The organism is Cognataquiflexum nitidum, assembly GCF_022538055.1.
Lineage (GTDB): Bacteria > Bacteroidota > Bacteroidia > Cytophagales > Cyclobacteriaceae > Cognataquiflexum > Cognataquiflexum nitidum.
Genome location: NZ_JAKZAM010000004.1, coordinates 16619 through 43340, shown reverse-complemented (window position 1 = coordinate 43340; position 26722 = coordinate 16619). Strand labels below are relative to the sequence as shown.

Annotated in this window: 25 protein-coding genes; 9 read left to right on the top strand and 16 right to left on the bottom strand. The window is 39.8% G+C overall.

Annotation, left to right across the window (positions count from 1 at the left end):
- Positions 1-266 precede the first annotated feature (266 nt).
- Both MMU07_RS03575 and MMU07_RS03570 read right to left on the bottom strand, forming a co-directional pair.
- Positions 267-1451, bottom strand: coding sequence for a hypothetical protein (locus tag MMU07_RS03575; protein WP_241124469.1), 1185 nt, complete (start codon positions 1449-1451; stop codon positions 267-269).
- Between the two features lie 116 nt (positions 1452-1567).
- Entirely contained in the window at positions 1568-2731 is a 1164-nt protein-coding gene (locus tag MMU07_RS03570) for a hypothetical protein (RefSeq protein WP_241124468.1), read from the bottom strand.
- Between the two features lie 503 nt (positions 2732-3234).
- Here MMU07_RS03570 and MMU07_RS03565 point away from each other — a divergent pair.
- From MMU07_RS03565 to MMU07_RS03555, 3 genes are read left to right on the top strand one after another with little or no spacing between them, the layout of a single operon-like run.
- A complete protein-coding gene (locus MMU07_RS03565) occupies positions 3235-3993 on the top strand; it encodes a (Fe-S)-binding protein (RefSeq protein ID WP_241124467.1) in 759 nt (252 codons plus the stop codon).
- A complete protein-coding gene (locus tag MMU07_RS03560; protein WP_241124466.1) occupies positions 3990-5348 on the top strand; it encodes a lactate utilization protein B in 1359 nt (452 codons plus the stop codon). Before MMU07_RS03565 ends, MMU07_RS03560 begins: the two co-directional genes overlap by 4 nt.
- A complete protein-coding gene (locus tag MMU07_RS03555) occupies positions 5345-5911 on the top strand; it encodes a LutC/YkgG family protein (protein ID WP_241124465.1) in 567 nt (188 codons plus the stop codon). The genes MMU07_RS03560 and MMU07_RS03555 overlap by 4 nt, the downstream gene beginning before the upstream one ends.
- A gap of 163 nt (positions 5912-6074) precedes the next feature.
- On the opposite strand, the gene MMU07_RS03550 is transcribed toward MMU07_RS03555, so the two are convergent.
- Positions 6075-6614 (bottom strand): hypothetical protein, encoded by a 540-nt coding sequence (locus tag MMU07_RS03550; protein WP_241124464.1) that lies wholly within the window; start codon positions 6612-6614, stop codon positions 6075-6077.
- A gap of 353 nt (positions 6615-6967) precedes the next feature.
- Here MMU07_RS03550 and MMU07_RS03545 point away from each other — a divergent pair, with 353 nt between their 5' ends.
- The 6 genes from MMU07_RS03545 to MMU07_RS03520 all read left to right on the top strand — a co-directional run bounded on the left by MMU07_RS03545 (position 6968) and on the right by MMU07_RS03520 (position 9471).
- Positions 6968-7342 carry a hypothetical protein gene (locus tag MMU07_RS03545; protein ID WP_241124463.1) on the top strand — a complete coding sequence of 125 codons (375 nt, stop codon included), beginning with the start codon at positions 6968-6970 and terminating at the stop codon, positions 7340-7342.
- 56 nt (positions 7343-7398) lie between these two features.
- Positions 7399-7617, top strand: a complete 219-nt coding sequence (locus MMU07_RS03540; protein ID WP_241124462.1) for a hypothetical protein — start codon at positions 7399-7401, stop codon at positions 7615-7617.
- Positions 7586-7906: a type II toxin-antitoxin system RelE/ParE family toxin gene (locus MMU07_RS03535; RefSeq protein WP_241124461.1), complete on the top strand. Its 321-nt coding sequence runs from the start codon at positions 7586-7588 to the stop codon at positions 7904-7906. The genes MMU07_RS03540 and MMU07_RS03535 overlap by 32 nt, the downstream gene beginning before the upstream one ends.
- Positions 7903-8226 (top strand): L-rhamnose mutarotase, encoded by a 324-nt coding sequence (gene rhaM, locus MMU07_RS03530; RefSeq protein WP_241124460.1) that lies wholly within the window; start codon positions 7903-7905, stop codon positions 8224-8226. The genes MMU07_RS03535 and rhaM overlap by 4 nt, the downstream gene beginning before the upstream one ends.
- A 91-nt stretch (positions 8227-8317) precedes the next feature.
- Complete coding sequence (locus MMU07_RS03525; RefSeq protein WP_241124459.1) at positions 8318-8689, top strand: transmembrane 220 family protein; 372 nt, start codon at positions 8318-8320, stop codon at positions 8687-8689.
- 29 nt (positions 8690-8718) lie between these two features.
- Complete coding sequence (locus MMU07_RS03520; protein ID WP_241124458.1) at positions 8719-9471, top strand: NIPSNAP family protein; 753 nt, start codon at positions 8719-8721, stop codon at positions 9469-9471.
- Positions 9472-9866: 395 nt separating this feature from the next.
- Here MMU07_RS03520 and MMU07_RS03515 read toward each other — a convergent pair whose 3' ends face one another.
- The 13 genes from MMU07_RS03515 to MMU07_RS03455 form a co-directional block, all read right to left on the bottom strand.
- Positions 9867-10016, bottom strand: coding sequence for a hypothetical protein (locus tag MMU07_RS03515; RefSeq protein WP_241124457.1), 150 nt, complete (start codon positions 10014-10016; stop codon positions 9867-9869).
- A gap of 84 nt (positions 10017-10100) precedes the next feature.
- The gene (locus tag MMU07_RS03510) at positions 10101-11180 is read right to left on the bottom strand and encodes a hypothetical protein (RefSeq protein ID WP_241124456.1); all 1080 of its coding nucleotides are present in this window, start codon (positions 11178-11180) and stop codon (positions 10101-10103) included.
- 353 nt (positions 11181-11533) lie between these two features.
- A complete protein-coding gene (locus MMU07_RS03505) occupies positions 11534-12610 on the bottom strand; it encodes a hypothetical protein (protein ID WP_241124455.1) in 1077 nt (358 codons plus the stop codon).
- Between the two features lie 336 nt (positions 12611-12946).
- A complete protein-coding gene (locus tag MMU07_RS03500; protein ID WP_241124454.1) occupies positions 12947-15628 on the bottom strand; it encodes an AAA family ATPase in 2682 nt (893 codons plus the stop codon).
- A 3-nt stretch (positions 15629-15631) separates the two neighbouring features.
- Complete coding sequence (locus tag MMU07_RS03495) at positions 15632-16807, bottom strand: metallophosphoesterase family protein (protein WP_241124453.1); 1176 nt, start codon at positions 16805-16807, stop codon at positions 15632-15634.
- Between the two features lie 201 nt (positions 16808-17008).
- Positions 17009-17227, bottom strand: a complete 219-nt coding sequence (locus MMU07_RS03490) for a hypothetical protein (RefSeq protein ID WP_241124452.1) — start codon at positions 17225-17227, stop codon at positions 17009-17011.
- Between the two features lie 134 nt (positions 17228-17361).
- Complete coding sequence (locus MMU07_RS03485; RefSeq protein WP_241124451.1) at positions 17362-17682, bottom strand: hypothetical protein; 321 nt, start codon at positions 17680-17682, stop codon at positions 17362-17364.
- 112 nt (positions 17683-17794) lie between these two features.
- Positions 17795-20278, bottom strand: a complete 2484-nt coding sequence (locus tag MMU07_RS03480) for a Z1 domain-containing protein (RefSeq protein ID WP_241124450.1) — start codon at positions 20276-20278, stop codon at positions 17795-17797.
- Positions 20279-20521: 243 nt separating this feature from the next.
- A complete protein-coding gene (locus tag MMU07_RS03475; RefSeq protein WP_241124449.1) occupies positions 20522-21679 on the bottom strand; it encodes a Fic family protein in 1158 nt (385 codons plus the stop codon).
- Positions 21672-23150, bottom strand: coding sequence for an RNA-binding domain-containing protein (locus tag MMU07_RS03470; protein WP_241124448.1), 1479 nt, complete (start codon positions 23148-23150; stop codon positions 21672-21674). Before MMU07_RS03470 ends, MMU07_RS03475 begins: the two co-directional genes overlap by 8 nt.
- A complete protein-coding gene (locus MMU07_RS03465) occupies positions 23140-24291 on the bottom strand; it encodes a DUF4062 domain-containing protein (protein ID WP_241124447.1) in 1152 nt (383 codons plus the stop codon). Before MMU07_RS03465 ends, MMU07_RS03470 begins: the two co-directional genes overlap by 11 nt.
- A gap of 276 nt (positions 24292-24567) precedes the next feature.
- On the bottom strand, positions 24568-25959 hold the full coding sequence (locus tag MMU07_RS03460) for a DUF6339 family protein (protein WP_241124446.1): 1392 nt from the start codon (positions 25957-25959) through the stop codon (positions 24568-24570).
- Positions 25952-26719 (bottom strand): hypothetical protein, encoded by a 768-nt coding sequence (locus tag MMU07_RS03455; RefSeq protein ID WP_241124445.1) that lies wholly within the window; start codon positions 26717-26719, stop codon positions 25952-25954. Before MMU07_RS03455 ends, MMU07_RS03460 begins: the two co-directional genes overlap by 8 nt.
- Between the last annotated feature and the right edge of the window lie 3 nt (positions 26720-26722).

The following is a 26722-nucleotide window of genomic DNA, read 5'->3' as shown; positions in this document are numbered from 1 at the left end:
TGGAGGTCCATGATCAAATTTAATAAACGGTTTTATAAATGCAATGCCTGATAGAATCCCAATATGGTCAAATCCTTATGATCTGTTTCTTGGAATCCCTACTATCCTAAGCATTCTAAGTATAGGATTAAATCGCTTTAACCTATTCAAAAGTAATCTTAAGGCTGTGCCGAAAAGATTGAATTTCCGTCCGACAGCTTTAAGAGACTTTTTCTTTTAAGGGGTAGTTACTGAGTAAACAAGCTCCTGCACATACCATATCGATTTCAAAAATTCAGATGCTTTAGTAAATAATTATTTGATTCAACAACCTTATAAATCCCATACCTGATAAAGTCCTCCTCCACATCAGGATTGATCAATTGGATCAAAAGCCTGTTGCCAGGTAAAGCCATGGTTACTTTTCCATTTGTTGGCAGCGGAATGTCTCCGCTCACTTGCTTGGTCCCATCAAACAAAATGAGCCTGTGATACGCAGGATCTTGAAAATGATGATAAGTAGGATCGTCCGCCACCTTACTCTCATAAGTACCATATTCTATTCCCCGGATATAATCGAGAACAATCATTCCACCGTCAAGCTGGAATAATTTGTTGTTTTTAGGAGCTAAACCGATTCTTTCATGTGACGGAAAATCATCGTCTGAAATCGAGCTCTTTTTAACCATGCTGAACGCACCATGATTAATCTTTATTCTTGATTCCAACTTCATGGTAAGCAAATCATAAACTGTAATTTCGCTATCCACATTATTCCTCAAATAGATTTTGCGTGCTTTTTGATCAATGGTGTAATTCACCGAATAGAGATCCGCAAACATCGATTTGTCAAAAACTTTATACATCGCCCTATCGGTGAGTGGAGCCATCCTAGACAGCTCATCTTTTTCGACAAGATTTATTTCAATCAAAGTAGTGGGGTTGACTACATCAGGATCTGGAATGAAAGAATTTGTTCCTGTAGGATTGGTAATAAATGAGAAACTTGAAGGCGATTCATTTTGGTAGAAATAAGGGAAAAATTCCATTCTCCCATAAATACTAACCTTTCTTCCAGATTGATAGCGGATCTTGTTTTTGACATTTAGCTTTTGGTCATAAAGAAAAAGGTGATAGGCTGTTTGAAGCCAAATGTCACCTTCTTTTGTAAAGGCCATGGCATTAAATGGGGCGGGAGATTGATTAGGACCTTCCCCGACCAAACCTTTATTGATGACAAAATCTCCATCCTCGTCAATGAGGGCGATTTTTGTTCCTTTAGAATCGGAAATATATCCCAAGTAAAGTTTGCTCTCAGGATGATAATCTACGATCACAACGGGAAGCAAGGAGTTGATTTTAAACTCTTCCACTTTCTCTAATTGAAATTGAGAAAATGACTCTTCTGGCAAAAAGAGCATAGAAATCGTAAACACAAATGCCACCGATAGTTTTTGGGTTATTGTTGCCATGGGATTGGGAAAATAAATGGTTGAAAAGTGTTTGGATAAGGTCTATAACGATCTAAAATAAGTTTAGGTTGTTATTCTAAATATTCGTTTTCTCATTTCCTAAAAATGCCAAGAAATCATTCCTCTGTTTTCAGACCAACCTTGAACAGCCTGAAAAAATCTTTTTCCTCTTCCTCGTCCGGTTTTTCCATCATCCAAAGTTCTCCGTTGCGAAGCAGCATGGATCTGGGCAACAAACCATCCGGAACAAAATCATTGATTACATTTCCTAAGGAATCTAAAATTGCCATTCGATTAGGATACTTTTTCTCCATCCTTTCTCTAAAAATAATTCTCTCTTCCTGGGATTTTTCTTCAAAATTTGATTCAATATCTAATTCATCATAGCCTGGAAAATAGGCAATTAAAAAGTGTTCATTGACAAACTTTATGTTCTCAATTTTACCGGATATAAATGGCATTCCAATTAACTTGATGTCGTTTGGATCATCAGTTCCTTTGAAATAACTGTAATCCGAGAGATTAAGTGGAATGGAGGACTTTAAAGAATAGGGCTCGGTAGCTTCATAAACATAAATGACTGGCTCAGATCCAAATACTACATAAATATTGTCTTCAAAAATGGTGTAAACAGGGAACCATGAGGCAGAAAAGAAATAATTACCATTTAAAAAAATACTTTTCTCAGGGAAACTAATGATAGAATTTCTTTTCCCATCTATGGGGTCAAGCAAGGATAATAATTTATGGCCTTTATATTGATGAACTTCCCATGGCCTTTCCTCCTGGTTTATGTAAAGGAATTTATTTGATAAGCTTTCCATTCCAAACCCCATTGCTCTCCAAGATTCGCTAGGAACATAAAAATCATCGTATTTGACCAAAGTTTGAAGTTTACCTTCAAAATCATAAGTTAGAAATCCCTTATAGCCATACACCAAAAAAGAATCAGGTCCGGTAATTTTAATTGTGCTCATCAAAGCCCCATACGTATCAGGCATGTCACCGAACTTGGAAAAAGATGAAAGGATATTTCCTCCAAAGTCAGCGATAAAGATATCTTCTGAAAATTCTTTATGATCCATAAACAGAACTGTTCTGGATTTTGGATCAATATCATGGACTGTGGGGTTTCCCAAATAATCAATCTGAATACTATCAAGCTTAACCAAGGAGATTGATTTTTGAGGTGAAGCAGTTTCAATAACTTCAGAATCCTGATTTTTGGAATTGCAGGAGAGAAAAAAAATGAATAGAATCAATAGAGATGGATAACGCATAGAGGAAAAGGTTTAAATGTTAATCAAAAAGTTTGCTCGACACATTACTTTTTGCAATTGCTCGATGATTAAACCTAAAAAATAAATTCTATAGATCAAAGGGAATTTATCCACCTAATCAAGACTTCAAAAATTATCCAAAGGATTTTAGAATAACCACATATACCAAGAGGCTGAATTTTTCGATTGTAATCGAAATTTTAGGCCTAATATTTAGATCGTAATCGAAAAATTAGGCGTATTTTTTCGATTAGGGGAAAAGGAAATGCCGAGTTCAATCCATTCTTATATATCAAAACCCTACACAACAGGATATTTCATTCCTCATACTTTTTGAAATTGAGAAAATAAAGATATTGGTGGATACTTGTTGATATTTTTGGATATTGTTGAGGTGCAAATTTGCCTCATTGCTTAATCTCAAATTTGCTTGAGTATATCAGGTTAATATCCATCAATATCCAGTATCAATAAATATCTTTCCTAAATATCGAATTGAAAAAATGCCCGAGAATAAAAAACATATAGCCCTTTTCATACCCTGCTACGTCGATCAGTTTTATCCCAAGGTGGCGATTGCGACTTTGGAATTGCTGGAGAAATTGGGTTGTCAGGTGACTTATCCCATGGGTCAGACTTGTTGCGGGCAGCCCATGGCCAATGCGGGGTATGAACGGGATACGGTAGCGACTACCAAGCATTTTATCAGGATTTTCAAAGATTTTGATTACGTCGTGGCCCCATCAGGTAGCTGTGTCCTCCATGTCAAAGAACATGCACCTGCCATCGCAGGAATGGAAAAAGAACAATCCGAACTCCATGACAAAATTTTTGAGCTGACGGAATTTTTGACTGATGTCTTGAAAATCGAGAACATCAAAGGCAGCTTTCCACACAGGGTCGGCTACCATGCCTCCTGCCATGGGCAAAGGGGTTTGAGACTTTCGGCTTCAAGTGAATTAAACCAAACTCCTTTCAACAAAGCGAAGCAATTGATGGTTAATCTTGAAGGATTGGAATGGGTGGAATTGAAAAGGAAAGATGAATGCTGTGGTTTTGGAGGCACCTTTGCGGTAAGCGAAGAAGCCCTTTCCATCCAAATGGGCAAAGACAGGTTGGCCGACCACCAAGCACAACAAGTTGAAATCCTGACAGGAGGCGACATGTCCTGCATCATGCATTTGCAGGGAATCGCCAAACGAAATGGAAATCCGATCCAGTTTAAGCATATCGCCGAAATCCTAAACGAAGCCATCTCATGAGCCATCCCATACAGGCAGCTGAATTTTTGCAGGATCAGGCCAAGTCCAAATGGCATGATGAAACCCTGTGGTTTGTCCGGGACAAGCGGGATAAAATCAGCAAATCCGTGCCGGAATGGGAAAACCTCCGGGATCTTGCCTCCCAGATCAAAGACAATGTATTGGCCAATCTGGGCAAATATCTGGAGGAATTTGAAAAAAATGCAAAAGCCAACAACATCCATGTCCATTGGGCAAAAGATGCAGAAGAACACAACCGGATTGTCCTCGGAATCTTGCAGGAAAAGCGCTGCAAAGCCATCGTCAAAAGCAAATCCATCCTGACAGAAGAATGCCACCTGAATCCCTACTTGGAAAAAAACGGTGTCGAAGTCGTGGATACTGATCTTGGCGAGCGGATCGTGCAGTTCCTCAACCAGGCCCCAAGTCATATAGTATTGCCGGCAATCCACCTGAAGAAAAAGGATATTTCTGAGATTTTTCACGAAAAACTCCATACCGAAAAAGGAAACGAAGATCCGGATTACCTCACCCACGCGGCAAGAATCCATTTGAGAGAAAAATTCCTTTCCGCAAAAGTAGCGATTACAGGGGTGAACTTTGGAGTAGCCGAGACAGGAGAGTTTGTGGTCTGCACCAATGAAGGCAATGCCGATATGGGTGTCCACCTTGCCGATGTACACATCGCCTGTATGGGAATAGAAAAAATCATCCCGAAGCGGGCCCATTTGGGGGTATTTCTCCGCCTGCTTGCGAGGTCTGCGACAGGACAGAGTGTCACCAATTACACTTCCCATTTCAGAAGTCCCTCACCTGGAAAAGAAATCCATATCGTTTTGGTCGACAATGGCCGGACTGCCCAATTGGCAAGACCAAAATTCAAAAATTCACTCAAATGCATCCGCTGTGGAGCCTGTATGAATACCTGTCCGATTTATAGAAGGAGTGGCGGTTTCAGCTATGAAAGCACTGTTCCCGGCCCGATTGGGTCTATCCTTTCCCCCGGTATCGATTTACAAAAACACAGTTCCCTGCCTTTCGCTTCTACCCTTTGCGGCAGCTGCACCGATGTCTGTCCTGTGAAAATCAATATCCACGAGCAACTCTATGAGTGGCGGCAGGAAATCACCAAAGCACAGCCTGACAGGGCTAAAAGCCTGGCGATGAAGATTGCCAATGGGGTTTTCGCTGTTCCTTTTGCTTATAACCTCAGCGGAAATATGATGCGTGGGGCATTGAAAATCCTGCCTGACAGCATTACCTATTCAGGTTTGAATACTTGGGGAAAGCAACGGGACTTGCCTGAGTTGCCAAAAGAATCATTCAAAGACTGGTATAAAAAGAACCGAAAATGAGCAGCAGGGATCTGATATTGTCCAAAATCAAGGCTGTTCCTTTGGAAGCAAAGAACCTTCCCACTATCCCTGAATTCGAATTTGAGGGAGATTTGAAAGCCAGGTTTATAGCGTCCATTCTAGCCAACAAAGGCGAAGTCATCACAAAAGCGGAGTTTTTTAGCTTGTTGGATTCTGGGGTTTTCGAGAAAGTCTATTCTCATATTGAAGATTTTTCTTCCTTCACGAATATCAAAATCACTGAAGATGCTCACCAACTCAATGACCTGAATCTTGCCATTATTCGGGGACAATTTGGGGTGGCAGAAAACGGTGCAATATGGCTGGAAGATCAGGATATGGGTTTGCGGGCACTGCCCTTCATCACTGAGCATTTGGTGATTGTGTTGGATTCTGAAAATTTGGTGGCCAACATGCATCAGGCTTATGACAGGATCGGCTTGCAGGAATCAGGATTTGGTCTGTTTATCGCCGGCCCTTCCAAGACTGCCGACATCGAGCAATCACTCGTCATCGGCGCCCATGGCGCAAAAAGTCTGAGGGTGGTGTTGTTAAATCTTTAACCTTGAATTTGTTACTTGCAGCCCGGAATTTGCTAAGGAATTTTTCTCATAAAAAATGGGTCTATAAAGACCCAAAGTAAACTTCGTTTGATTTCTGAATATATCCAGAAATTAGATTCCAATAATATCTTTTTTCATGGCCATTTTAATTTCGTGATACAAATTAACTGATTTCTAAAGTATTTCCAAACTTAAAGGAGCCTTTCTTAATAGAATTGACAGGCTTAAAATATCGTTTACTCGAAGTTTTCGAAAACCCACTGAATGCATGTTTTGCCTTTATCCTTAATTCAATATTTTGATTTTCAAGCCATAACTCCTCCAAATTTTCGGTTGTAATAAACTGGAAAGCATATTCCGCATGCTTATCAGATTGCGATACCTTGTTAAGTGACCAGGTTTTGTCTTTAATCAATTTAATTGGACTCATATAAATATTAAAGCCTCCATCAGCATTGATCAGAGTGATTAAAACCAATTGGGCCTCAATGTCATATATTTTACTTAACCAAGTCCTATTGATAACTTTAAAACGGAAGCAACTCATGTTTGTTTTTTCAATTACTATTTGGTCAAAGGCAATTTGGTCAGAAATGACCATTTTAGGCCTCAATTTGGTGAGAAACCATAAAAACAGTAAAGAAGAAATTAATCCTGTACCAATACCTACAAAAATGGAAATAAGCATTTGATTCTGTTCCATAGGATTAAATTAATACCAGTTTAATTACAAAATATTATTTTAAACTGTCCAAAAATATTAAAAAAAGTATAAAAAACTAACTTTCTATTTAATATCTTAACACATACATTAAAAAGTCAAAATTACCCATATAAAGAAATACAAAAAAATCACTCGTCATCGGCGCCCATGGCGCAAAGAGTCTGAGAGTGGTGTTGGTTTAGAAGCGAGAGTTTAGAAGCGAGAAATGAGACTAGTGCCATAAATGTACCGGAGATAAAACTTAAAAATAGAATTAACGTAAAGGAAAAAGCAGTTAAAGATTTTTAGCGCCTTGATTTTAAATTTCATTCCCGTCCTAAATTAAAGAAAAAATGAAAAAACTTTCCTACCTCATGATGCTAATCCTCTTTGTAGGATTTTCATGCCAAGAAAAAGCCGAAGAACCCATTTTAGAAGCCTGCGGTGTACAAAATCCTGTAAAAGAATTGACATGGCTGGCTGAAAAAACAGCGTCAATAGAATCAACTGGAAGTAGTAGTCCTGCTTTCATTAGACTTGCAGAATATAACGAAGAAACGATTTTTTTAGATGGAGTTTGTTGTGCTAGCTGCAATACAGTTGTGCGAGCATATAATTGTGAGGGTACACTTTTGGGTGTAGTAGGGCCGAATTCTGAAATCAATCCCAGTTTGATTCTAAATGAAAGAGATTTTTGGAAGCCTAGGAACTTTGCTTGCTTGAATTAAATCCTGATCCAAAATCTTTTGTTTTTCTTATCTTAGTACTTATAAAATTGTTAAAAATGAGAGAGGTCACATTAAAAATCCCGGAAGAAAAGTTTGAGTTCTATATGGAGCTTTTTGAACAATTGGGTTTGGAAGCTGAGATAGAATATGACATTCCAGAGGAACACAAAGAGATCGTAAGAGAGCGGATTAGGAATTCCAAGCCGGAAAACTTAATCCCTTGGAAGAAAGCAAAAAAAATGCTTGATCACATCGCTGATTCCGATGGGATTTGAAGTTGTAATTGAACCTCCGGCCTTACAGGACATTCAAGAAGCGATAGACTATTACGATTCCCAGTCAACGGGTTTAGGTTTTGAATTTGAGGAGGAGTTGGATCATTTTTTTGAAGTTCTTGAAAACACACAATTTTTTCAAGTAAGATATGATGAAACCCGCTGTCTTCCACTCAAAAGATTCCCTTACATGATTCATTACTCTGTTGATGAAAAAAACAAATTGGTTATCATAAGGGCGATTTTCAATACTTCCCGAAACCCAAAAATCCGGAAATCCAGAGAATGAAAACAGAACAGCGCACATTTGCCTTCAAGATGTCAATCCGTCCCGGTATGGAAGAAGAATACAAGCGGAGACATGATAAATTATGGCCTGAATTGAGAAAATTATTAGAGGATTCAGGAATTTCTGAATATTTCATTTTTTTGGACAGAGAAACCTCCACCCTATTTGCCTTTCAAAAAATAACCGGAAAGGGCAATTCCCAAGAACTCGGCAACCATCCTGTGGTACAAAAATGGTGGAAATACATGGCCGATATCTCTGTTTCCAATCCTGACAATTCCCCGATTAGTGTTCCTTTGGAGGAAGTTTTCAGGTTGTGAATTTTCTTCCCATCAACATATCACTTTGGTTGAAAAAGTATGTGAAAGGAAAACTTTAAATTCCTAAATTGTCAACAAAACCCATCCTACCATGAAAAATTTCCCGAAGTACTTCTTCATTTTCTGGACCATTGGATTCCTGCTTTTTGCCTATTGGCAGGTCAACGATCCCGACCCTCAAATATGGGTGTCGGTTTACATCCTTGCCGCCATACTTTGCGGACTTGCAGTAAGGGGTAAACATCCTTTGATTCCTTTGGGAATAATTATTGTAGCTTGTATCATCGGCGCAGTTTATTTTTATCCCTCCTCAGTTTCGGAATGGGTCAATTATGAACTGGAAAACAAAGACCTGACCATGAAAACGCAGGAATCCGAAGAAGCTAGAGAAACGTTTGGCCTGATGATTATGGCTGCTGTTCTTTCTGTTTCTGCCTATTTTGGTTGGAAAAAAAATTCTTAATACACATTATCACTTTAATCCCATTATTAATGAAAAAAATAACTCTTATAGTTTTGGCGATGGCACTTCTATACCCAAACTTGATTTTGGCACAGGATACCCGATATTTTGAAATGCGGACTTACACTGCCCATGAAGGAAAAAGACCTGACCTGATCAAAAGATTTCAAGACCATACACTGAAGTTGTTTGAAAAAAACGGAATAGAAAATATTGCCTATTTCATTCCGGCTGACGAAACCATCAATACCCTGACATTCATCCTTGCCTATCCGAACAAAGAATCCAGGGATGTATTGTGGAATAAATTTGCCAACAGCCCTGAGTGGCAGGCTGCTTACAAAGCTTCAGAAGCTAATGGTCCACTGGTAGCAAAAGTGGATCAGGTATTTATGGAAAATGCCCCTGACCTGACACCGGAAATCATCCGTGATGAGAATGAAGGCAATAGGGTTTTTGAATTGAGGACATATTACATGATGCCCGGCAAAGTGGATGCAATACATGCGAGATTCCGGGATTATACCCGTGAACTGTTCCAAAAACACGGCATGATCAATGTGATGTATTGGTACACGGTCGAAAAAGACCCTGCTGTGCAGACCAAATTGGTTTACCTCCTGGCACATAAAAATGAGAAAGCAGGCAAAGCGTCTTTTGAAAAATTCGGCAAAGACCCTTCTTGGATTGTGGTCCGTGATGCTTCGGAGCAAAACGGAAAAATAGTCGAAAAGATAACTTCGATATATTTAAAGCCTTTGCCTTTTTCTCCTTTGAATTAATTTTTTCTCAGGGTGGAAAATTAAATTCGACCTATTTCTACAGATATAAACCTAAACTGCTTCAAAACAGATATTTATTGATATTGGATATTGATGGATATTGGTTCTTTGACTTTAGCGTTGAATTTAGAGTAAGCCATCGGCAGTAAGGAGGAAATAAATGAGAAAGCCCCAAGGTAATCAACAGATTTCCTTGGGGCTTAATTTTGCCTTCTCATGACCCGCGTAAAATTTCAGTTTGGGTATTGATACCCATTCTGAATGTGGCCTAACAATCTGAATCTTCACAAAAGTGAGAAGGCTAAAAAAGGCTGACCCAGGATTTAAAAAAAACATTTTTCTGTACAACTGTCTTTTGGGTTTTTGAGTGTAAACCCAATAGAAACCTGAGATGGTTACTTGGCTTCCTCTACTTGAAGGACTTTAAATCCGGGATAGGCCGCCTCCGCTATACTGTAAAGTACTCCGCCAACCTGGGCCTGCATCAGGACATAAATAATGGACCCTCCTTTTTTTGGTATCATCTTGACTCTGTATGTTTTCATAATTTGTTTGGATTAGTAAGACAATACAAAAGTAGGAAACAGTCTCATGAGCTTCTTGAAAGTGCAAGCTTGCAATTATCTTACTTACAACTGCGACTTATTCAAATTGTCATCCAGTCGCTTACGCTGCAAGGGTATCAGCAGCTTCCCTTGCCGGTAATGTATAGAAAGTGCCTCCGAAATATGGGGATAGGCTGCCAGTGTTTCCTGAAGTTTTTTTCTCATTCGACTGATCAGTGGTTGCAGTTGATTCCTAAAAGTCCGATCCTCAATCTGCTGCTTCTTCTGTCGGTACAGGCTTTCAAATGATCCCTTATTGACAAAAAAATTGTAGTACAGCAGCAAAAACTCCCTCAGGACCGAATCCCGCTCAAAATCCTTGTAGGCCAGTCCGTTTTCATGCTTGAGCAGGGTGATAAACAATGCCTTCTCTTTCCCATTGGAAATCGGTAATGTGATCTTGTGCTTATCCACCTGCAAGACCAAAGCTGCGTCCTGCCCTATCACAAGCCGGTAATCCAACTCCCCAAAATAATCCTGTAAGTCGATGGGAAACAGATTCTCTTTCACTGAACGAAAGAGTGACACTACAGCGCTGATCAATTCAATGGCTTCAGCTTTATTTGTGGCCCTTTCTGAGATTTTGGAAATACAGGATTCACAGATATGGGCTGACTGAAATTTAAATCTCACCTCCTCTTTATTTTGGGTAAAATCAAACAAACAGCCCCGACTTATTGGATGATAGAAGTCAATTGGTTCTTCATTACCAAAGAATTTCATAATAATAAGCATCGCTCCCAAGTGATACGAAACAGGAAAAACCGGACGTGCAAAATCTACCTGCCCCCAGCCTGAACACTGAATAAACCCCACATTGAGCTCTTCAGGATCATGGGCAGCAAACCAATTGAATTCATTAAATCCTTCAAAAAGGAAAATAAAATAATTTTCTTGAGAAGACTTTCCCAAAAATTCAATGTAATCCTTATATGTTTTTCCGGCAAAAAACAATTCTTCCCATGTCCAATACAGTTGGGCATCGCCTTCCCATTCATGCAGATGAAATTCTGAAATTCCTCCCAAATAGGGTTTTATGTATTCAATCAACCCCCGGGAAAAAGAAAGAGAAGGACGGTCAGAAATGAGATGTATATGCATCATGTGTTTTATGCTATTAGAACAAAAGGAAAACGTGGTTTTACTAAACTAAGAATTAGACAAGGACTCTCTACTACTCAAATAAAACACCTATCTTATTTTTATTAGTCAATTAAAATAAAGCCAACAACTATGACAACCTAACAAATACTGCTATATGTAAACGAAAAGCCTAAATACTCTTTTTTCCAAATCAAGTAAATGATATGGAAGATCGATTATCCATGGCACTTTATCTTCATCAGAAGTCATGAGTTACTTGCCTCTGATAAGGTTATTATTTGACAGTTTTTTGGAAATCCACATTTCAACTTCCCTAATTCCTATTATCTTCTATTTCCAACAAAATCCCTTACTTACCCTACCCTCAACTGGGACTTATTCAAATTATCATTCAGCCGCTTACGCTGCAGGGGTACCAGCAGTGTCCCTTGCCTTGAATGTATAGAAAGTGCCTCCGAGATATGGGGATAGGCTGCCAGTGTTTCCTGAAGTTTTTTTCTCATGCGACTGATCAGTGGTTCCAGTTGCTTCCTAAAAGTCCGATCCTCAATCTGCTGCTTCGCCTGTCGGTACAGACTGTCAAATGAGCCCTGATTCACAAAGTAATTGTAGTACACCAGCAAAAACTCCTTTAGGACTGAATCCCGCTCAAAATCCTTGTAGGTCAGGCCGTTTTCATGCTTGAGCAGGGTGATAAACAATGCCTTCTCTTTCCCGTTGGAAATCGGCAAAGTGATCTTGTGATTTTCCACCAGCAAGACCAAAGCAGCGTCCTGCTCTATCACAAGCCTGTAATCCAACTCCCCAAAATACTCCTGTAAGTCGATGGGAAACATGTAGTCCCGCACCGACCTGAACAGGGACAAAAGCCGCTGCACATAGTCCATGGTAGCCAACCTATCAGAAGTATTCCCGGCAATCTTGGACAGGCATTCGGGGCAGACATGTGCCGACTGCAATTTGAAGCGGACCTCCGCCCTTACTTCTGTAAAGTCAAACATACAGCCCCTGCTGACTTCGTGGTAAAAGTCCAAATTGTGGTCCCTCCCAAAAAACTTCATCGCCGTCACCAGGGTCATCAGGTGATAGGCAAGGGGATAAACGGGATCGCTGAAACCAAAATTTTCCCAGCCCCTACTCTGCAAAAAACCAACATTGGGTTCCTCAGGATTCAAGCTTCCAAACCAATTGAATTCATTGGATCCATGGAAAAGAAAGAAAAAATAATGCTCCCCAGGAGGGAGTAAACTGCCAACCTTCTCCCTGTGTCCTACGGCAAAAAGCTCCTCCCAAGTCCAATAGGACTTCAGCTCTCCGGTATATGGCCTGATGTGGAATCGGACAGAGGTGGAAAAAAAAGGCTGGATGTAAGCCACTAGAGGCTGCATCAATACTGCAGAGGCATCGTCAGAAATCAGGTAGATGTTCATGATAGGGTGGATTGAATTGTGAAAGAAAGCGAATACGATATAACCCAAAAGGGACCCAGACAAAGCATAAAAAATTTGTCAACCTTGCATCTTCCTCCCGGCAAACTTCTGCCGCCGGAAGGGATGACAAAAGTAAAAGCTAAAAACAAATCCCCAAAGCAATGCCTCACTTATGGGCGAATTGTGACAAAGGTTGTCACAGAAAAAATATATCTGTCCTTTAATTCCACTTATCGTTTGATTTTAATCATATCCAAACGAGACAATAGGTGAATTAAGGTCAGTTTTCTCAAAAGTTAAAAATGTAGAATAATCGCTGATGTTATCGTCACCTACTCAACTAAGCGTGATCTCCTTAGCTCCCAATGAGGCATAATCCCTGGGGTTGCAGCTAAACAAAATAATCTGTAATCCATTTTCCGAGGCTCTGTAAAGCATGTTCTGTAAGGAGTTCAATCGCTCTGCATCAGAGTAGGCAAAGGCATCATCGAAAACAATAGGTAACTTGCCTCCGTAGGCGGGTGCCAGGATCTCGGCCATTGCCAAACGCACCGCAGCAGCTACCTGCTCTCTGGTTCCTCCGCTTAGCTTCTCAAAGTCCAATAATCCTAAGTCTTTTAAACTACCTCTAGACAGCTCCATGCCGGTAAAATCCCCATTTTGGTTAGACGTCAGGTTGACCTCGAGATCTTGACCAAAGACAAAAGACAGGTAAGTCCTTACCTTTTGAGCAAATGGCTGTGCATAATTCTTGGTCAATTCGTCTTTTTCGTTCTTGAACAGTTCGTCCAGAAGCTTGATAGCCTCTGCTTCTTTTTTGAGTCCCTCATACCTACTCTTATGTATGGCCAACTGGGCAAACTCGGCTTGCTCCTGTTCATATATGTCCCGATCTCCATTTTGGTTCAACTGACCTTTTAATCCTGCCAGAGTCAGCTCCAGGCTTCTATTATCCTCAGTTTTTGTAATCAATGCCCGTTGGGTTCTTTCATCTTTGATTTTCAGGGAAGCTGGTTCCAAGGCCTCTACCTCTGTCTGCAGGGCATTGCAATTATTTAACAAGTCTGATTTCCGATCTTGGATATCTTTCAATCCTGCTTCCAAGTTACCTGACTGCTCCTGTAGGAGTTTCAGTTTGGTCTTTTCCTGGCTGGTCTGGCTGTTGAGATCTGACCATTTCCCAAACTTGGCCTGCTTTTCTTGTTCTTTCTTATCGATGAGCTCCTCCCTGCTGCTGATGTCATTCCTTTTCTGCTGCAGATCGTTGTATTGCTGACCGTGGAGTAGTTTCAATTCTCGTGCTTTGGTGGAAATATCTTCTCCTAACAAATGTCCCAAATTAGGATCCACTTGTAGCATCCCGTTTTTTCTATTTTCTAATTGAGTCAGGAAGGACTTGGACTGCTGCCACTTAGATTCTATCTCATCATACTTCTCTAAGGCTGAAAGCTTGTCTTCTGCAGTTTGGATTTTGATGGCCAGCAATTCACGCTGCATCGTGACTTGCTCAGCCTTATCCTTTTCCTGAAAACCTAATATCCGTTGAAATTCCTCCAAGGCCTGCTCCGCTTGTCGATATTCCAACGTAGCTGTCTGTAATCCTTTCCCTCCTCCGGGCATGATCTTAACCAAGCTCTTGCCCCCCAAGTCTAAGACAGATTCATCAGTGAGTAGCCTTTTCCCCTGTAACACTTCCCCATCAATCGAAACCTGTAGCTCGCCAGAAAGTACTTCTACCTCTGTGGCGATAGATTCGAGTATTCCTTTTTTTGTAGCACAAGCCCCTTCCAACTTAGTCCACTGGTCCAGTTCTTTTCTGGAAATTTGCGGAAATTGGCCTAAGGCTTGAAGAAATTCAGATTTCTCTGCCTCCAGCCCTTTGATTTTCAACAGCCTATCGTGCAGGGATTCCATGTCCTTGGCAGCCTGTTCAACAGCCAGAAGGAGATCCACAAATTCTCCCGCAACCCTCGCTTTTTGGGCTTCGGATTCCTGCACTTTGATTCTCTCTTTCTCTTTTGCCAGCTGATCCTTCAAGTTCTCCAAGAGGATTTCCTCATCATCCAAGGCCAACTTGAGAGGATTTGACTTTTTTTCCAAGTCAGCCACCATCTGTGTCTGATCCTCAATTTCTTTGATTTTTTGATGGAGTAGTTCTTCCTGTTCTGTGATTTTGATTAGGTCTTCCTGCTTTTTTTGGAGAGAGCCTTCCAACGTATTGAGCCGTAGTAATTTTTCACTGATCTGGTCTCGCTCCAGGGCAATTTCTTTCAGATCCTCTTTCAGCTGCTCCAGCTTGGAGGAATCCGAAGCATATTTTTGAGCATCTCCTTCTCTTGCTGCAATCAGCTCGGTGATTTCCTTGAGTTTGTTTTCATTTTTCTGCACCTGCTCTAACGCCATAAGGATATTAGATCCCGCCTTATATTTCCCCCCTTTTACAAAAATGCCAAGGTTTTTGGTGGAGAATTCAGCGGCTAGCTTCTGATCTTTCTCAGAGGCTAGAGCCACCATCACCCCGGCCTCCTGCAGTTGCTGCAGCATCTTTCCCTGCTGTGCTGCCATAGCACCGGTTGGGTTATTTCCAGCTGATCCCTGCCAAACCCAAAGATGTGCCCATTCTCCTTTTGCTTGACTGTGAGTGGATTCATTTGCTTGGGAGGAGAGAAGCTGGCCAAGCATCTCTTCTGCCTTATCTCCCGAAAGTGTAGCCATGGTAGGGGAAGAAAGTGTACAGCCCGCACCTCTCAAAAAGGACTTTCTCAGGGTATAAATCTTGCCTTCTGCCTCAAATTGCAATTCAACACTGGGGCCGTCTTGGGTATGGAGGGATTGAAACTCCCTCAGCTGCAGGGAATTTCCGGAATGTTTGAAAAATAGCCCCGCATGTATCGCTTCGGCAATGGTACTTTTCCCCGCTTCATTTGGACCACCGATCAGGTTCAGCTTTTCGTCGAGGTTTAACTCAAGTTCCCTGTGCTTTTTGAAGTTTTTGACTTTTACAGAACGAATAATCATGGTTTAAATGGCTTTGTTGGTGATGTACAATTGCTTCAAGGCTTCTCTAGCGATGAAGGCTTCCTCTCCTCCCTGTTGGATCAGGATATTCAGCTGTGCAGCTACACGGGCGAGGAGGGGGTTTTGCCTGCTCTGCCCCAGACTGTCCAGTTCCTCGGCGGTGGGATCAGGGAGCACCTGATTATCAAGTTTGATTCTGATCAGTCGAGATTCGTAGACCTCCAGCCTGGTAAGTAACTGATCCAAGGCCTCCAACCCCAGACTTCCTCTCAAGCTGAGCTGCAGGAGATCTTGGTTGACTCGCTTTCCCAGCCATGTTTCCATAGCGTTTTCAAATGCATCAAAAGAAGTATCTCCTGCAAAATGAAAGGATTGCCTCTGCCAGGATATTGATGTTGTTTTCAGTACATTTACTTCCGGTGTTTTGCCTCTTTCAGCCCTGACAAGAAGCATATTTCCCTGATCATGCGCCTCTCCCTTTGGAAATCGATCAGGCTCGGGTGTGCCTGCATACCAGGATTTCGCATCGATCTGCTTAGTCCCATGCCAGTCTCCCAGAGCTACATAATCCAACTCATCCATTGGCAATCGGGTCAGGTCTAGGAGATTTGCCGAACTGGAGCCCAGTTCTTCATCATCCTCAAACCGCTCCGAACCAAAGGTAGACACAGAGCCATGTGCAAGCACAATTCGAGGTTTGTTTCCCAAGTTGTGGTAGCACTCCGGATCACGCAGCCATTGGCTGAGATCTGTACTTTCGTGTTTTCTAAGGAGTGGACAGGGAAGCAGTACCACCTGTTCCAATTCAAGTGGCTCAGCGGCAAGAAGTACTTGGAGGTTGGGCGAGAGGGCTTCTTTTTCTTTGAGAAAAAAAGGCTGATGCCAGATACTTCCCATAGCACCATGGTCATGGTTACCGGGAATCACATAGACAGGCACGGGGATCTGGCCGATGGCATGGAGCGTCTCCGAGACAAGGGCCTTGGTGGGGGTGATAGAATCCCAAAGATCTCCGGCTACCAGCACAAAAGCAGCCTGATGTGCGGTGACACAAGTGGCGAGCTGTGCGATGGCAGTGAGCCGAGCACCGGAAAGTCTGGCGCGCTTGGTCTCGTCAGTGAGCGAGGCGAAAGGTTTTCCAATCTGCCAGTCTGCGGTATGAATGAAGGTAATTGACATGGTAAAATTAATTTTAAGAAATTCAAAGATAAGGCCATCCCATACTGCTCTTAGTAATTGCAAGCTTGCAATTATTGAGAGATTTAGCTTTGGAACTACCAAACCTGAAGTATAATCCCTTGAATATCGAGAAAACCCTTGAAACGATTAAACAAATCATATCCAATGATACAGGTCCATTACACATGGATAATAAGGCGGTCAACTGAGAGAACAGATTTTCAAAACACAAGAAAAAAGGTGTCCTGCAAAGCCATTCTGAAATTCATAAACAGGTGTCTGCAAGATGCCATGATCATAAACGGAAAGCATTCCTTGGGAATGAATGGTCTTATAAGCACCGGTATCGATCAAAATACGATCAGTACCTGATTGGATGACAGCATTGCTGCTGATTAGATGGAAAGGAAAGAAGGTCATTGCTTTTGAGGGTCTAATTTGTGGGCGATAAGATCAAAAATAAGTTGACTTTATGAACTTATTGTAAATACTTCAGCTTTCGGCCAAGTTTATAGAAGCAAACTGAACAGAAGGATACAAACCATAGATTGAAACTATTGCTCATCTTTCAATAATATATCCGACCCCTCCTCCGTAATCACTTCAGAGAGCACCATTAACAAGCTTATCTTATCCAAATTCAAAAACTGCCTGGCATTTGCCTCCAAATCAAAGGCAACTTTAAACATCATTTCATTTGCACTATTAACAAAAGCCAAGTCAATCTCTTCCGACTTTATACCCGAATCAGGAGAAAACACCAATGTAATCCAAACTTTCTCATCACTATGATAAAGCATTATAGACTCAAGTCCGGGCTTGAAGATTTCCCCGTGCTCATGCTCCAATTCAGGTAAAAGATCGTAGTAACCCAAGATAATTTTTTCAGATTTAGTAAATTCTACTCAATTTTTAGAAATTAGAGTTTGTACAGGATTTAATCTCAATTGAAACTTCATACATAAGAGCCTTACACACTTCAGAAAATCAATTCACCTCTTCCAGTACTCTTCCCTTTTTGATAGCATCCAAACTGATCAAAATATTTCGCTGTAGGTTTGGAAGCATCAACAAGGGCCAATAAAACCGCTGACCCTTCCAGCCATAGTTTATTCCTTCCTGCTCGTCGATCTGACCCTCCTGCTCAAATAAGAACAGCCCGGGAAGATTGAATCTTTGCATGATTTCCTTCATCTGTCTAGTATCAGATTGCGAGGTTTCAGGGGAGTCCTGATATCGACCATCTATTTTTATTCTACGAATAGTCCTGTTTCTCTTAACCAAAAGAATGATCCGATCATCCCCCCGGAAATAAGAACTCCGAATAATGGAATAAAAAGTCTTTAATTGATCTAAGTCCCAATGTCTATCTAAAGGTTTCACTTCCCAGCGGTCTAGATCCATCATTCCGTCCATGAAGGCCTTGAATATCCGTTCAAATTCAGACCAAGTAATGAAAAAGGCATCATGGTTTTCGTAGCCCGGAATACGGTTGACTTGCGCCAAAATCACCTCATCGATCTTTTGCATGGGTCTTTCACAGGCATTTCCTTCACGGGTATTGAATGACACCGGCAAGAACCGCTTATGAGATTTCAAATTGATACAATCAGAAATCATAATCCGATCAGGATTGGTGGGTCTTACTTGTCCATTGGCTCCCAATTCTATAGCTGCAAATCTATTATCACCATCATTGTTAATGATGGATTGTCGAAGCACCTCATCGATTTCTGTGATTTCGGTCAATCGATTTTGGACTGTATCAGTACAGTACAATCGGGTAAACACCAAATCTTCGACAGGTCTGGCTCCATACAGTCGTGCATGCTGTAGCGTAGTATCCAACTGAGCAATCTTGGGCTCTCTCCCATAAAAAAATCCAAGAAGACCCTGAATGGTGATTCCTCTATCCAAGGATTGTCCTCCAATGTAAATATTGGCCAATACTTCTCTCCTGAGCTCGCCCGATCCTGGATCTACCCTAGCTTCAATTTGTGCATCAGAGTTGATTTTGAATACCCGTACATGGTCAGACTTAAGGACCTCTCCAAAGCACTGAAAAATAAAATCAAATTTAACCCGATCAAGATTTTTTATCAGCGAGGTAGCCCATTCCTCTTTCTGCTTAAAGATTTCAAATGAAGGCAAAATAGAATGATTAAAGTAATTCTGGATTCTACTTTTCAGCCTTTCCTTCAGATTATCAGGATTATTCGTGATAACATTTTTACAAATGGCAATATAACTTTCTACCAATTCGGTTTGATATTCATGAATTTCAATCTGAGTTGAGGTATGAATCATGGCACAAAACCCACCGAGGGTATTTTTGATCGCATTCAAAACCCTGATAGGATCTATTCGAAAGTGTGCCGCATAGTTATCATTTGCAACCACAATGCAGGCAGTGTAGGAGGCAATCGCCAATACCAGGTTATCTACAAATTCGGTTAAGGATTGAAAATTTTCACTTCTGAAAATATTGTTGATATGTCGCTGATCCCTTCTCCCCATAATCCTCAACTCCTCCTTGGTCACATTTCTGTAAGCAAACTGGGCCATACTGTGAGAGTCGGAGGATTGTCCAAAGAAATATTCTCCCCCAACATAATTTGGGTGAATGGGTAAAATCACAGTTTTATCAGATAGCAAGGGAGCCTTCGCACTGTTCTCAATCGTATAGTCATTATTGTACTGCTGGATTAGGATGGTCTCTGGCTGCAAAAAAATAGAGGCGGGTGTAGCAGTCACTTGAAAATAGCTATGATCGGGAATTCCCAATCGTAATTGATTAATTTTTTCAGCGACCATCAATAGTTCTTTCCGTTCTTTTCGGACAGCAGCCGGCACCTCCCCACCTTCCAAACGTGCAATTATCTCATTTTGCTCTTCTTCAGGAAGACCTTCGAATGGGACGTTTTCTATCACTCTGCGATAGCCCACTGCACTTACATCTGCTTCGTCATCAATAATGAGTACCTTTTGTGCTGCAATTCCAGGGTTGGTATGAATAGCATAGTTGATGATTTTTTGAATGTTAGTATAGTGCTTAATCCCCACTATTACCCTCTTTTGGAGAAGCTGGGCCTCTCCCAAAATCACCTGATCATCGATCTCAGTGATGTATTCAACCAAAATTGACCTTCCGGACTCCAATTGATGAAACTCATTGGCAATTCTCCTAGTAGTTTGTTTACCCAGGATTGTGGAATTTTTGGTCAAGACGATAATCGTATTTACCCCCATGTCAAATGCTTTGGCCATTACTCCTATAAATGCCCTTGTCTTCCCGGACTGAATCTTCCCCAATAGACAGATGGGCTTGTTCATCTGACCCGGTGCCGGAGTTTGGTTTAATAGGGCATCAACAGATTCATTGACACACCTTTGAAGAAGCTCGTCATCTTCACGTACTTGCTTCATTTCATCGTAAATGGACTGTTCCAAGCCCAAGAAATCCTCTTCCATAATGCTTTATTTTTTTTTAGTAATTTTTCGGCTGCCTCTTAAATCAGTAGCTTATTCTTTCTCTATCCCCATCTTTGGATAAACTTCAAAAGAAAATTCAAACCCAAGTTTGAATCAAACTGAGGCTACAAATATCTTTAATCTTTTAATACCAATCAGTCATTTGCAAGCTTGCATTTTAGCCCAAAGGACACTTCCAGTTATTACTAGAACTCCCTCTTCCGTTCAGACTTTCAAAAAACATCAATCCTTCACAAAATACCCGCCTGTCTTTGGAGCTCCTCTATACTCTATCAAACCCAGTTCTTTTAATAATTTAAGGTGTCGCTCGGTGGTCGCTTTGCTCTTATCGATTTGTACTTTCAATTCATTGGCTTTCTTACCGGGACTTTCTGAAATCGTAAGGTAAAGGAACTCCAACTCTGCTTTTACTCCCTCATTTACTCCCTCAATAATCACCTTTACTCCCTCACTTACTCCCTCATGCAGTCCTTCTACTAGCTGTTGCCGATACAGATGCCCCTTATTAGACAAGCTGTATTTTTGACTGGGATGGTTGGGATTTTCCGGATACTTCATGAGAATCAAAGCATCCTCAAATGCGGGTTCTAAGTAGTTTTCGCGGAAATTACCAGCATGTTTCAATCCAAGGATTGCTTGGATATCTTGCCTACTCATTTCTCCTTCGAATACCTTCAGCAGATTTTTAATTTCAACAGAAAGATGCAAATAGTCCCGAAGAGCTTGGTCGGTACTTGGTCGGTAGAGGATGGTTTTGAAATCCTCCAATTGCTCAAAGACCGGCTCCTGCAACTTATTCTCTTTTGCAATTCTTACCATATCTGCAGTCCCGGTTCCCAATCGCTCGATGTATCCTTTCAGATACATCGGTTCGGCCAATAGCGGATTGAATGGCACAGAAGCATGGGGTCGCTTCAGCTTTTCAGGTGACCATCCTAGCGGCAAGGTACCAGGATTGAGTACTTCTATCCGGTCCTTGAAGACCATTACCTGCACGCTCCCATTCTCGGTATAATCCCGATGGGCAATGGCATTGACAATGGCTTCCAAGATGGTCTCTCTCGGAATCTCATACTTCCCGGGAATGGAAGCACCTTCCGTTCGAGTCCCTATGGAATAATCCAGTTTGGACAGTACAAAATCCTCAGCCTGATCGACCAATTCAAAGACATCTCCTTTGAACACCTTGTAAGAAGGAATCGGTTTCTCGACAATGGTTCCATGAAAATGGGCACAGCGAACTTCGGAGCTGATAAAAAACCGCTGAGGAGCTTTGCCAAACAGTAACAGCGCAGCATGGGTGACCCTATCCACCTCGATCAGATTAAGATGGGTAAAGATATCCTGGATAGCTTCTATTTTTCTGTAGATTCTACCCACCTATTTTTGTCAAAAATGTCTCTGATACTTTGTAACCTCCGGCTCTCTTTGAACCTATATACTCAATAACTCCAAGCTGTTTTAGCAGTGAAATATGACGTTCTAATGTTTTATAAGACTTGTCCAGCTTCTCAGCGATTTCAGAAGCTCTAAGGCTTTTTTCAGTCAAAATCAATGAAACTATTTGAATCATTGATTCCTTTACTCCCTCGGTTATTCCCTCGATTAATCCCTCACTTATTCCCTCATCAATAACCTCATCAATAACCTCAGTTATTCCCTCAGTTATTCCCTCAGTTATTCCCTCATATTGATGTTTAACATCCGGAAAAGTCAACTCTAAAATGTTGTTCGTATTCTTCCATCTAGGAATCTTGAAACCTTCCTCTTTGCAATTTCTAATCATACGGAGTGTCCCCGTTCCCAGCATTTCGATTAAGCGGTTATAAAAACACATTTGTGCAATTTCAGGGTTTCGAAGTATGGAATTGTGATCTGATTTTAAATCACTGACAGTCATATTATTTTGAAGCCCTCCATAGTTGCTTATAACCAATCTGTCTGAAAATAACTCTATGGCTAAAAAAGATTGGCTAGCACCATACTCTCTGTGTACAATTGCATTCAACAAACCTTCTCTTAATGCTTTTTCAGGGTACAGCTTTTTTTCTTTCCTAAGAGCACCTCCAATTACATTTTCTTTACCAATATGGGTTTCTAAATCCGATAAAATCTCCCTTACATTTTTGAATAGGTTGCTTTTATAAATTTTATTCTCCTTAAAGCTATCACCAGATTTTGAACCAGGATGAACCACTAATTTGATAATTGATTGCGGAATAAATTGGGTAGGATTTTTGCCAAACAATACCATACAAGCGTTGGTAATATTGCCATTGACAATTAAGCCACGGCTTATCAAAAATTGTTCTGGAGAAGTGAAATTATCATTGGAACTATAATTTTTGTAAGCCTTGATTGAATTTTCAATTTCACTCAAATCTAAATCATCAAGGCTAGCTCCCAATACGGCCTGCCGCTCCCATCTCTGCTCTGATTCGACCTGTTGGTCCAAGAGTGCAGAAATTGATTTCCCTGAGCTTGTTCGTGTTTGAGAACCCTGCCTTACATAAATTGTATTATTAAAATGATACGGCTTGTTAGAACCCTCCCAAACGGAGATTAACAGCACATTCTTTTTCTTGTAAGGAAAAATATTCACGAAAATGGGAGCAATTGGCTTGATCTCTTTAATTAAGAATTTATTTATTCTATTTTTGGTAGTGTCATCAATTTCTATATCAGAAACTGACTTGTCTTCATTGACTCCAATTATCAGATCGCCCCCTCTTGTATTAATAAACGAAGTGATTACTTTAGCGATTGAATCGTAATCGATAGCTGCCTTTAATTCAAGTCGCTGCCCCTCAGGTTGCTCCAATAGATTCTTTATTATAAAACTATCTTCCATTTCTCCCACCGTTTGTAAGTGATTCAATAAATTCCAAGTCTTTTAATTGAGTTTGTATATACCTTAGAGCTTCCGACATTACCAGAAACTCTTGTGCCCAATTACCATTTCTCAATGCTACATTAGTTTCATGATCTTTTATCACAAAATTGTAAAGCTCAATTGTTTTTGGATAGATGAAAGCATTGGGTCTAAGTGTATTTTTATTTGTGGTTTTTCCTTTCTGCTTTTCTTCAAAGGTTGCCTTCACTTCAATGTGCTCTAGGACTTTCCAACAAAAATCAACATCCCGATGCACATAAAACCACCGTTGTTTTTCAAGATCTATGGCTTTTCTGATTTCTTCAAAAGTGATATTCTTATCCTCTACATCAACAGCATCCTTATTTCTGATATTTCCTGTCCCATAATAAGATCGAACAATTCCAAGAAATATATCAGCTTCCTTGACAGAATTAACACAATTCTCTAAATTAGAAAGCTTAGGGTTAACTTTAAGACTTCCATAAAAAGAATTCAGAATGTCAAAATTATGCTGCCCAAGGTCCATGATAATTTTCGAGAGTTGATCTTCAAAACCATACACTGTTGAGGCCAGCATCAATTTCTGAACTTTTTTTGACTTTTTACCATCTAATAGACTCTTATTTATTTCATCCAAAAAAGTTGAAAGCCGGAAAAAATCTGTCAACTTTTGATGATTCTCTTTTCCAATACTTTTACTTCTTATTTCATCATAAATATCAATCGTTCGGATATCAAAAACATTCTTGTTAGTTGATTGTACTACTCCTCCCTTCAAAACCAAATCATTCAGCAAATGCCTGGTGAAAGTGACATCTCGATGCACTACATACCAATAAGGGATTTCTAATTCCCTTGCACGCTCAATTTCTCTCAGCGGTATATTTTCCACACCAGAGATATTCTCACTCATTTTTGGGTTAATCAAACCCAAAAACAACTGGCATTCTTCAAGTTTTTTTAGATGATCTTCCAAACTAAAACTAGAACCTGCATCTTTGATGAGCTGTAGATTAAAAATGACTTCATAGGAAGGTAATATAGAGATGATCTGGCCAAAATCTCGGTCAGATAAATCCGTGGAACTCAACCATATTTTAAACTTCTTTTTCTTCATTACATAAGAATAAAGCTACGATTCCAATATCACCTTCAATACCTAAAGTATTCATTTTCTAAACATTTCCATAAGCTTCAACTCCTCATTTTCATGATCAGACCTGCTACAATCTTGCAAGGCTGCTTTTTAAAAACAAATTTTTATCATGTTCCGACTATAATTACACAGAGATTGAAAATTTATTATAAAATCTTTTTTGACAGGGTTTTAACCAAAGAGTTAATGATATCTAACTAAAACAATTATGCTACAAGGTTTTTGAATCGATTTCACCTACTCCTTAGGAATAAATTTGTTAATGATTGAGATCTCTTTCCTATAATTGTTTTTTAAGAATGATACCCCATTTGCCTGAGCTCCTCGTATCAATCTTGTTAAATCAACTTTAAATGAATATGGTATTAAATAAGATTTCAAATCAATGAAATTTTCGTCATAAATAACTTTTCTACCCTCTTGTGATAAGTCAGAATTGTCTTTTCTTAAGATTTCAGTATCTTGATCAACTACTTTGACGTAATTCTCCCCATTTATTGTGTAAACCAAAGCTATTAAGACCGGAGATTTTATCACAAAAAAATCGACTAAGGTCAATTTCGAGTTTGAACCATTACTTAATGCAGACTTTCTTATTAATCTATTGGAACTTTGATATGACTTTAACTTTTCAAATGATGTTTGCTTAATCTTCCCCTCCTTATAAACATGAATGAAATATTCGTTTTCGGAATTGATATCAAACCCTACACAGAAATCCCATGCCTCAGAAAACTTTTCAAGGATTTGATACTTCCTAGTTTCTTTGTTTAGTCCAAAATAATGTGAAATAATTTGTTCTTGTGAACTTTCAATTTTCATTTTTTCTCTTGAATCAACCTTTCTCAATTGAACTTGTCTAGCCCTCTCTATAATTAAGTCTTTATTATCCTCTAGTTTTTGTTCGATTTCTGATTGGGTTAAAAAACTTAACATTGTAAGACCCCCAATTTGATTAAGAGTTTTACTCATTTGCTGTGCAATGGCTTCTGAACCAATTCTATTCCCATTATATTCGGCATCTTTGTATGTATTATAAAAATTAAGGGTTGCAAAAAGCGTTTTTTTATCTCTGGTGAATTGATAAACTCCAATCGTTTTATTTCTAAGATTCCTTTCACTTAAAAAAATCTCGGAATAAAAATAAGGATCAATTAATGATTCATCTTTGGTCATTTCTATTGCCCACCACAAGCCTGCTACAGGTGATTTTATCAAGCTGTTTTGAGATGGTTCTAATGCAAGAAAAAACTTCTCTATGTCAGCCTCAACAAGCTCTTGCACATCTTCTTTTTGTTTAATCCACTTTTTTTTGATGTACTGAAAAAAAAGTGTAAGATTCAGATAAACCCAAAATAAATTGTTTGCAGCTTGGACTCGACTGAGCGGTAGCCCTTCATGTAATATCTTAGCTAGCTTGAACTCATTTTTTGGATCAATGCTGAAAGCTTCATAAAACTTACCAACGACATTGTCTGATATGCTTGGGTAATCCGGAGCATCAAGCAATTGCAGTTTTGAAATATCAAATTCATCATTTATATATTTACTTAAAAAAAGTTTATCTCCTGATTCCCTAAACTCTCTTCTAAGTTCAGTTAATCCTTGCACAGTCAATACTTTACTCATCTTCTTTATTGTTATCAGAGTGAATCAAAAATTCAAAAAGGCTTTTGGTGGGGTTTACCAAAATATGGTTCACGAACCCCGATATTTCATCGCTTTCAGGATAATCTTTTTCTTGGTCCGAGTAAGACCTCCATTTTGATTTTAATTCTTGCTGCCATAAGAGATGGTCATATGTCTCTGATTGCATCAATTGGCAACCTTCAATTAAAGCTAACTGTGCAAACTGCGCATTCATTAGGTTTTTGACCAAAGGATCTTTTGATTTTAATAATAACCATTTAAATTGATTTTTGGGAATTAGAACCTGAATCATATTATCATTAAATAAGTTTTTGAACTCATCCTTGTCATGCTCAACAAAAGAAATTAACCCCTGGGCTCTTGTTTGTAAATCAATTTTAAATGAGCCCAAGTGAGCGACAGGCATTCCTTTTTCTAGATTTTGGTCATCCCAAAGAAAACTTTCTTTAACAACAAGCAGGACGTCCAAAGTGAAATTTTCAATCACTTTATTTTTTGGAATATCAATAACTAACTCTTCAACGCCGTCTCCTTCAATAAGACTACGGTAAATTGTAGCCGAACAATTGAGCTCCGCGATTAAAGAACACTTGGGAAAACATTCCCTTAAAACTGAATCTACTGAAATTCTTGTTGGAAGATCAACTTTATATCTGAAGGAATCCTCAGTTGGATCCAATTCCTTCAAATCACAAGGCATTAATTTAACATTATAAGGAAAACTGAAGGACTGTTTCATAAT

Bases quoted from the DNA above. Each gene is read 5' to 3' on its own strand.
- MMU07_RS03555 (WP_241124465.1), top strand. From the start codon at position 5,345: ATGAGCAGCAGGGATCTGATATTGTCCAAAATCAAGGCTGTTCCTTTG.
- MMU07_RS03570 (WP_241124468.1), bottom strand. From the start codon at position 2,731: ATGCGTTATCCATCTCTATTGATTCTATTCATTTTTTTTCTCTCCTGC.
- MMU07_RS03495 (WP_241124453.1), bottom strand. From the start codon at position 16,807: ATGTCAATTACCTTCATTCATACCGCAGACTGGCAGATTGGAAAACCT.
- MMU07_RS03525 (WP_241124459.1), top strand. From the start codon at position 8,318: ATGAAAAATTTCCCGAAGTACTTCTTCATTTTCTGGACCATTGGATTC.
- MMU07_RS03575 (WP_241124469.1), bottom strand. From the start codon at position 1,451: ATGGCAACAATAACCCAAAAACTATCGGTGGCATTTGTGTTTACGATT.
- MMU07_RS03465 (WP_241124447.1), bottom strand. From the start codon at position 24,291: ATGAAGAAAAAGAAGTTTAAAATATGGTTGAGTTCCACGGATTTATCT.
- MMU07_RS03490 (WP_241124452.1), bottom strand. From the start codon at position 17,227: ATGACCTTCTTTCCTTTCCATCTAATCAGCAGCAATGCTGTCATCCAA.
- MMU07_RS03510 (WP_241124456.1), bottom strand. From the start codon at position 11,180: ATGATGCATATACATCTCATTTCTGACCGTCCTTCTCTTTCTTTTTCC.
- MMU07_RS03500 (WP_241124454.1), bottom strand. From the start codon at position 15,628: ATGATTATTCGTTCTGTAAAAGTCAAAAACTTCAAAAAGCACAGGGAA.
- MMU07_RS03560 (WP_241124466.1), top strand. From the start codon at position 3,990: ATGAGCCATCCCATACAGGCAGCTGAATTTTTGCAGGATCAGGCCAAG.
- MMU07_RS03565 (WP_241124467.1), top strand. From the start codon at position 3,235: ATGCCCGAGAATAAAAAACATATAGCCCTTTTCATACCCTGCTACGTC.
- MMU07_RS03540 (WP_241124462.1), top strand. From the start codon at position 7,399: ATGAGAGAGGTCACATTAAAAATCCCGGAAGAAAAGTTTGAGTTCTAT.
- rhaM (WP_241124460.1), top strand. From the start codon at position 7,903: ATGAAAACAGAACAGCGCACATTTGCCTTCAAGATGTCAATCCGTCCC.
- MMU07_RS03480 (WP_241124450.1), bottom strand. From the start codon at position 20,278: ATGGAAGAGGATTTCTTGGGCTTGGAACAGTCCATTTACGATGAAATG.
- MMU07_RS03455 (WP_241124445.1), bottom strand. From the start codon at position 26,719: ATGAAACAGTCCTTCAGTTTTCCTTATAATGTTAAATTAATGCCTTGT.
- MMU07_RS03550 (WP_241124464.1), bottom strand. From the start codon at position 6,614: ATGGAACAGAATCAAATGCTTATTTCCATTTTTGTAGGTATTGGTACA.
- MMU07_RS03505 (WP_241124455.1), bottom strand. From the start codon at position 12,610: ATGAACATCTACCTGATTTCTGACGATGCCTCTGCAGTATTGATGCAG.
- MMU07_RS03470 (WP_241124448.1), bottom strand. From the start codon at position 23,150: ATGGAAGATAGTTTTATAATAAAGAATCTATTGGAGCAACCTGAGGGG.
- MMU07_RS03460 (WP_241124446.1), bottom strand. From the start codon at position 25,959: ATGAGTAAAGTATTGACTGTGCAAGGATTAACTGAACTTAGAAGAGAG.
- MMU07_RS03515 (WP_241124457.1), bottom strand. From the start codon at position 10,016: ATGAAAACATACAGAGTCAAGATGATACCAAAAAAAGGAGGGTCCATT.
- MMU07_RS03520 (WP_241124458.1), top strand. From the start codon at position 8,719: ATGAAAAAAATAACTCTTATAGTTTTGGCGATGGCACTTCTATACCCA.
- MMU07_RS03545 (WP_241124463.1), top strand. From the start codon at position 6,968: ATGAAAAAACTTTCCTACCTCATGATGCTAATCCTCTTTGTAGGATTT.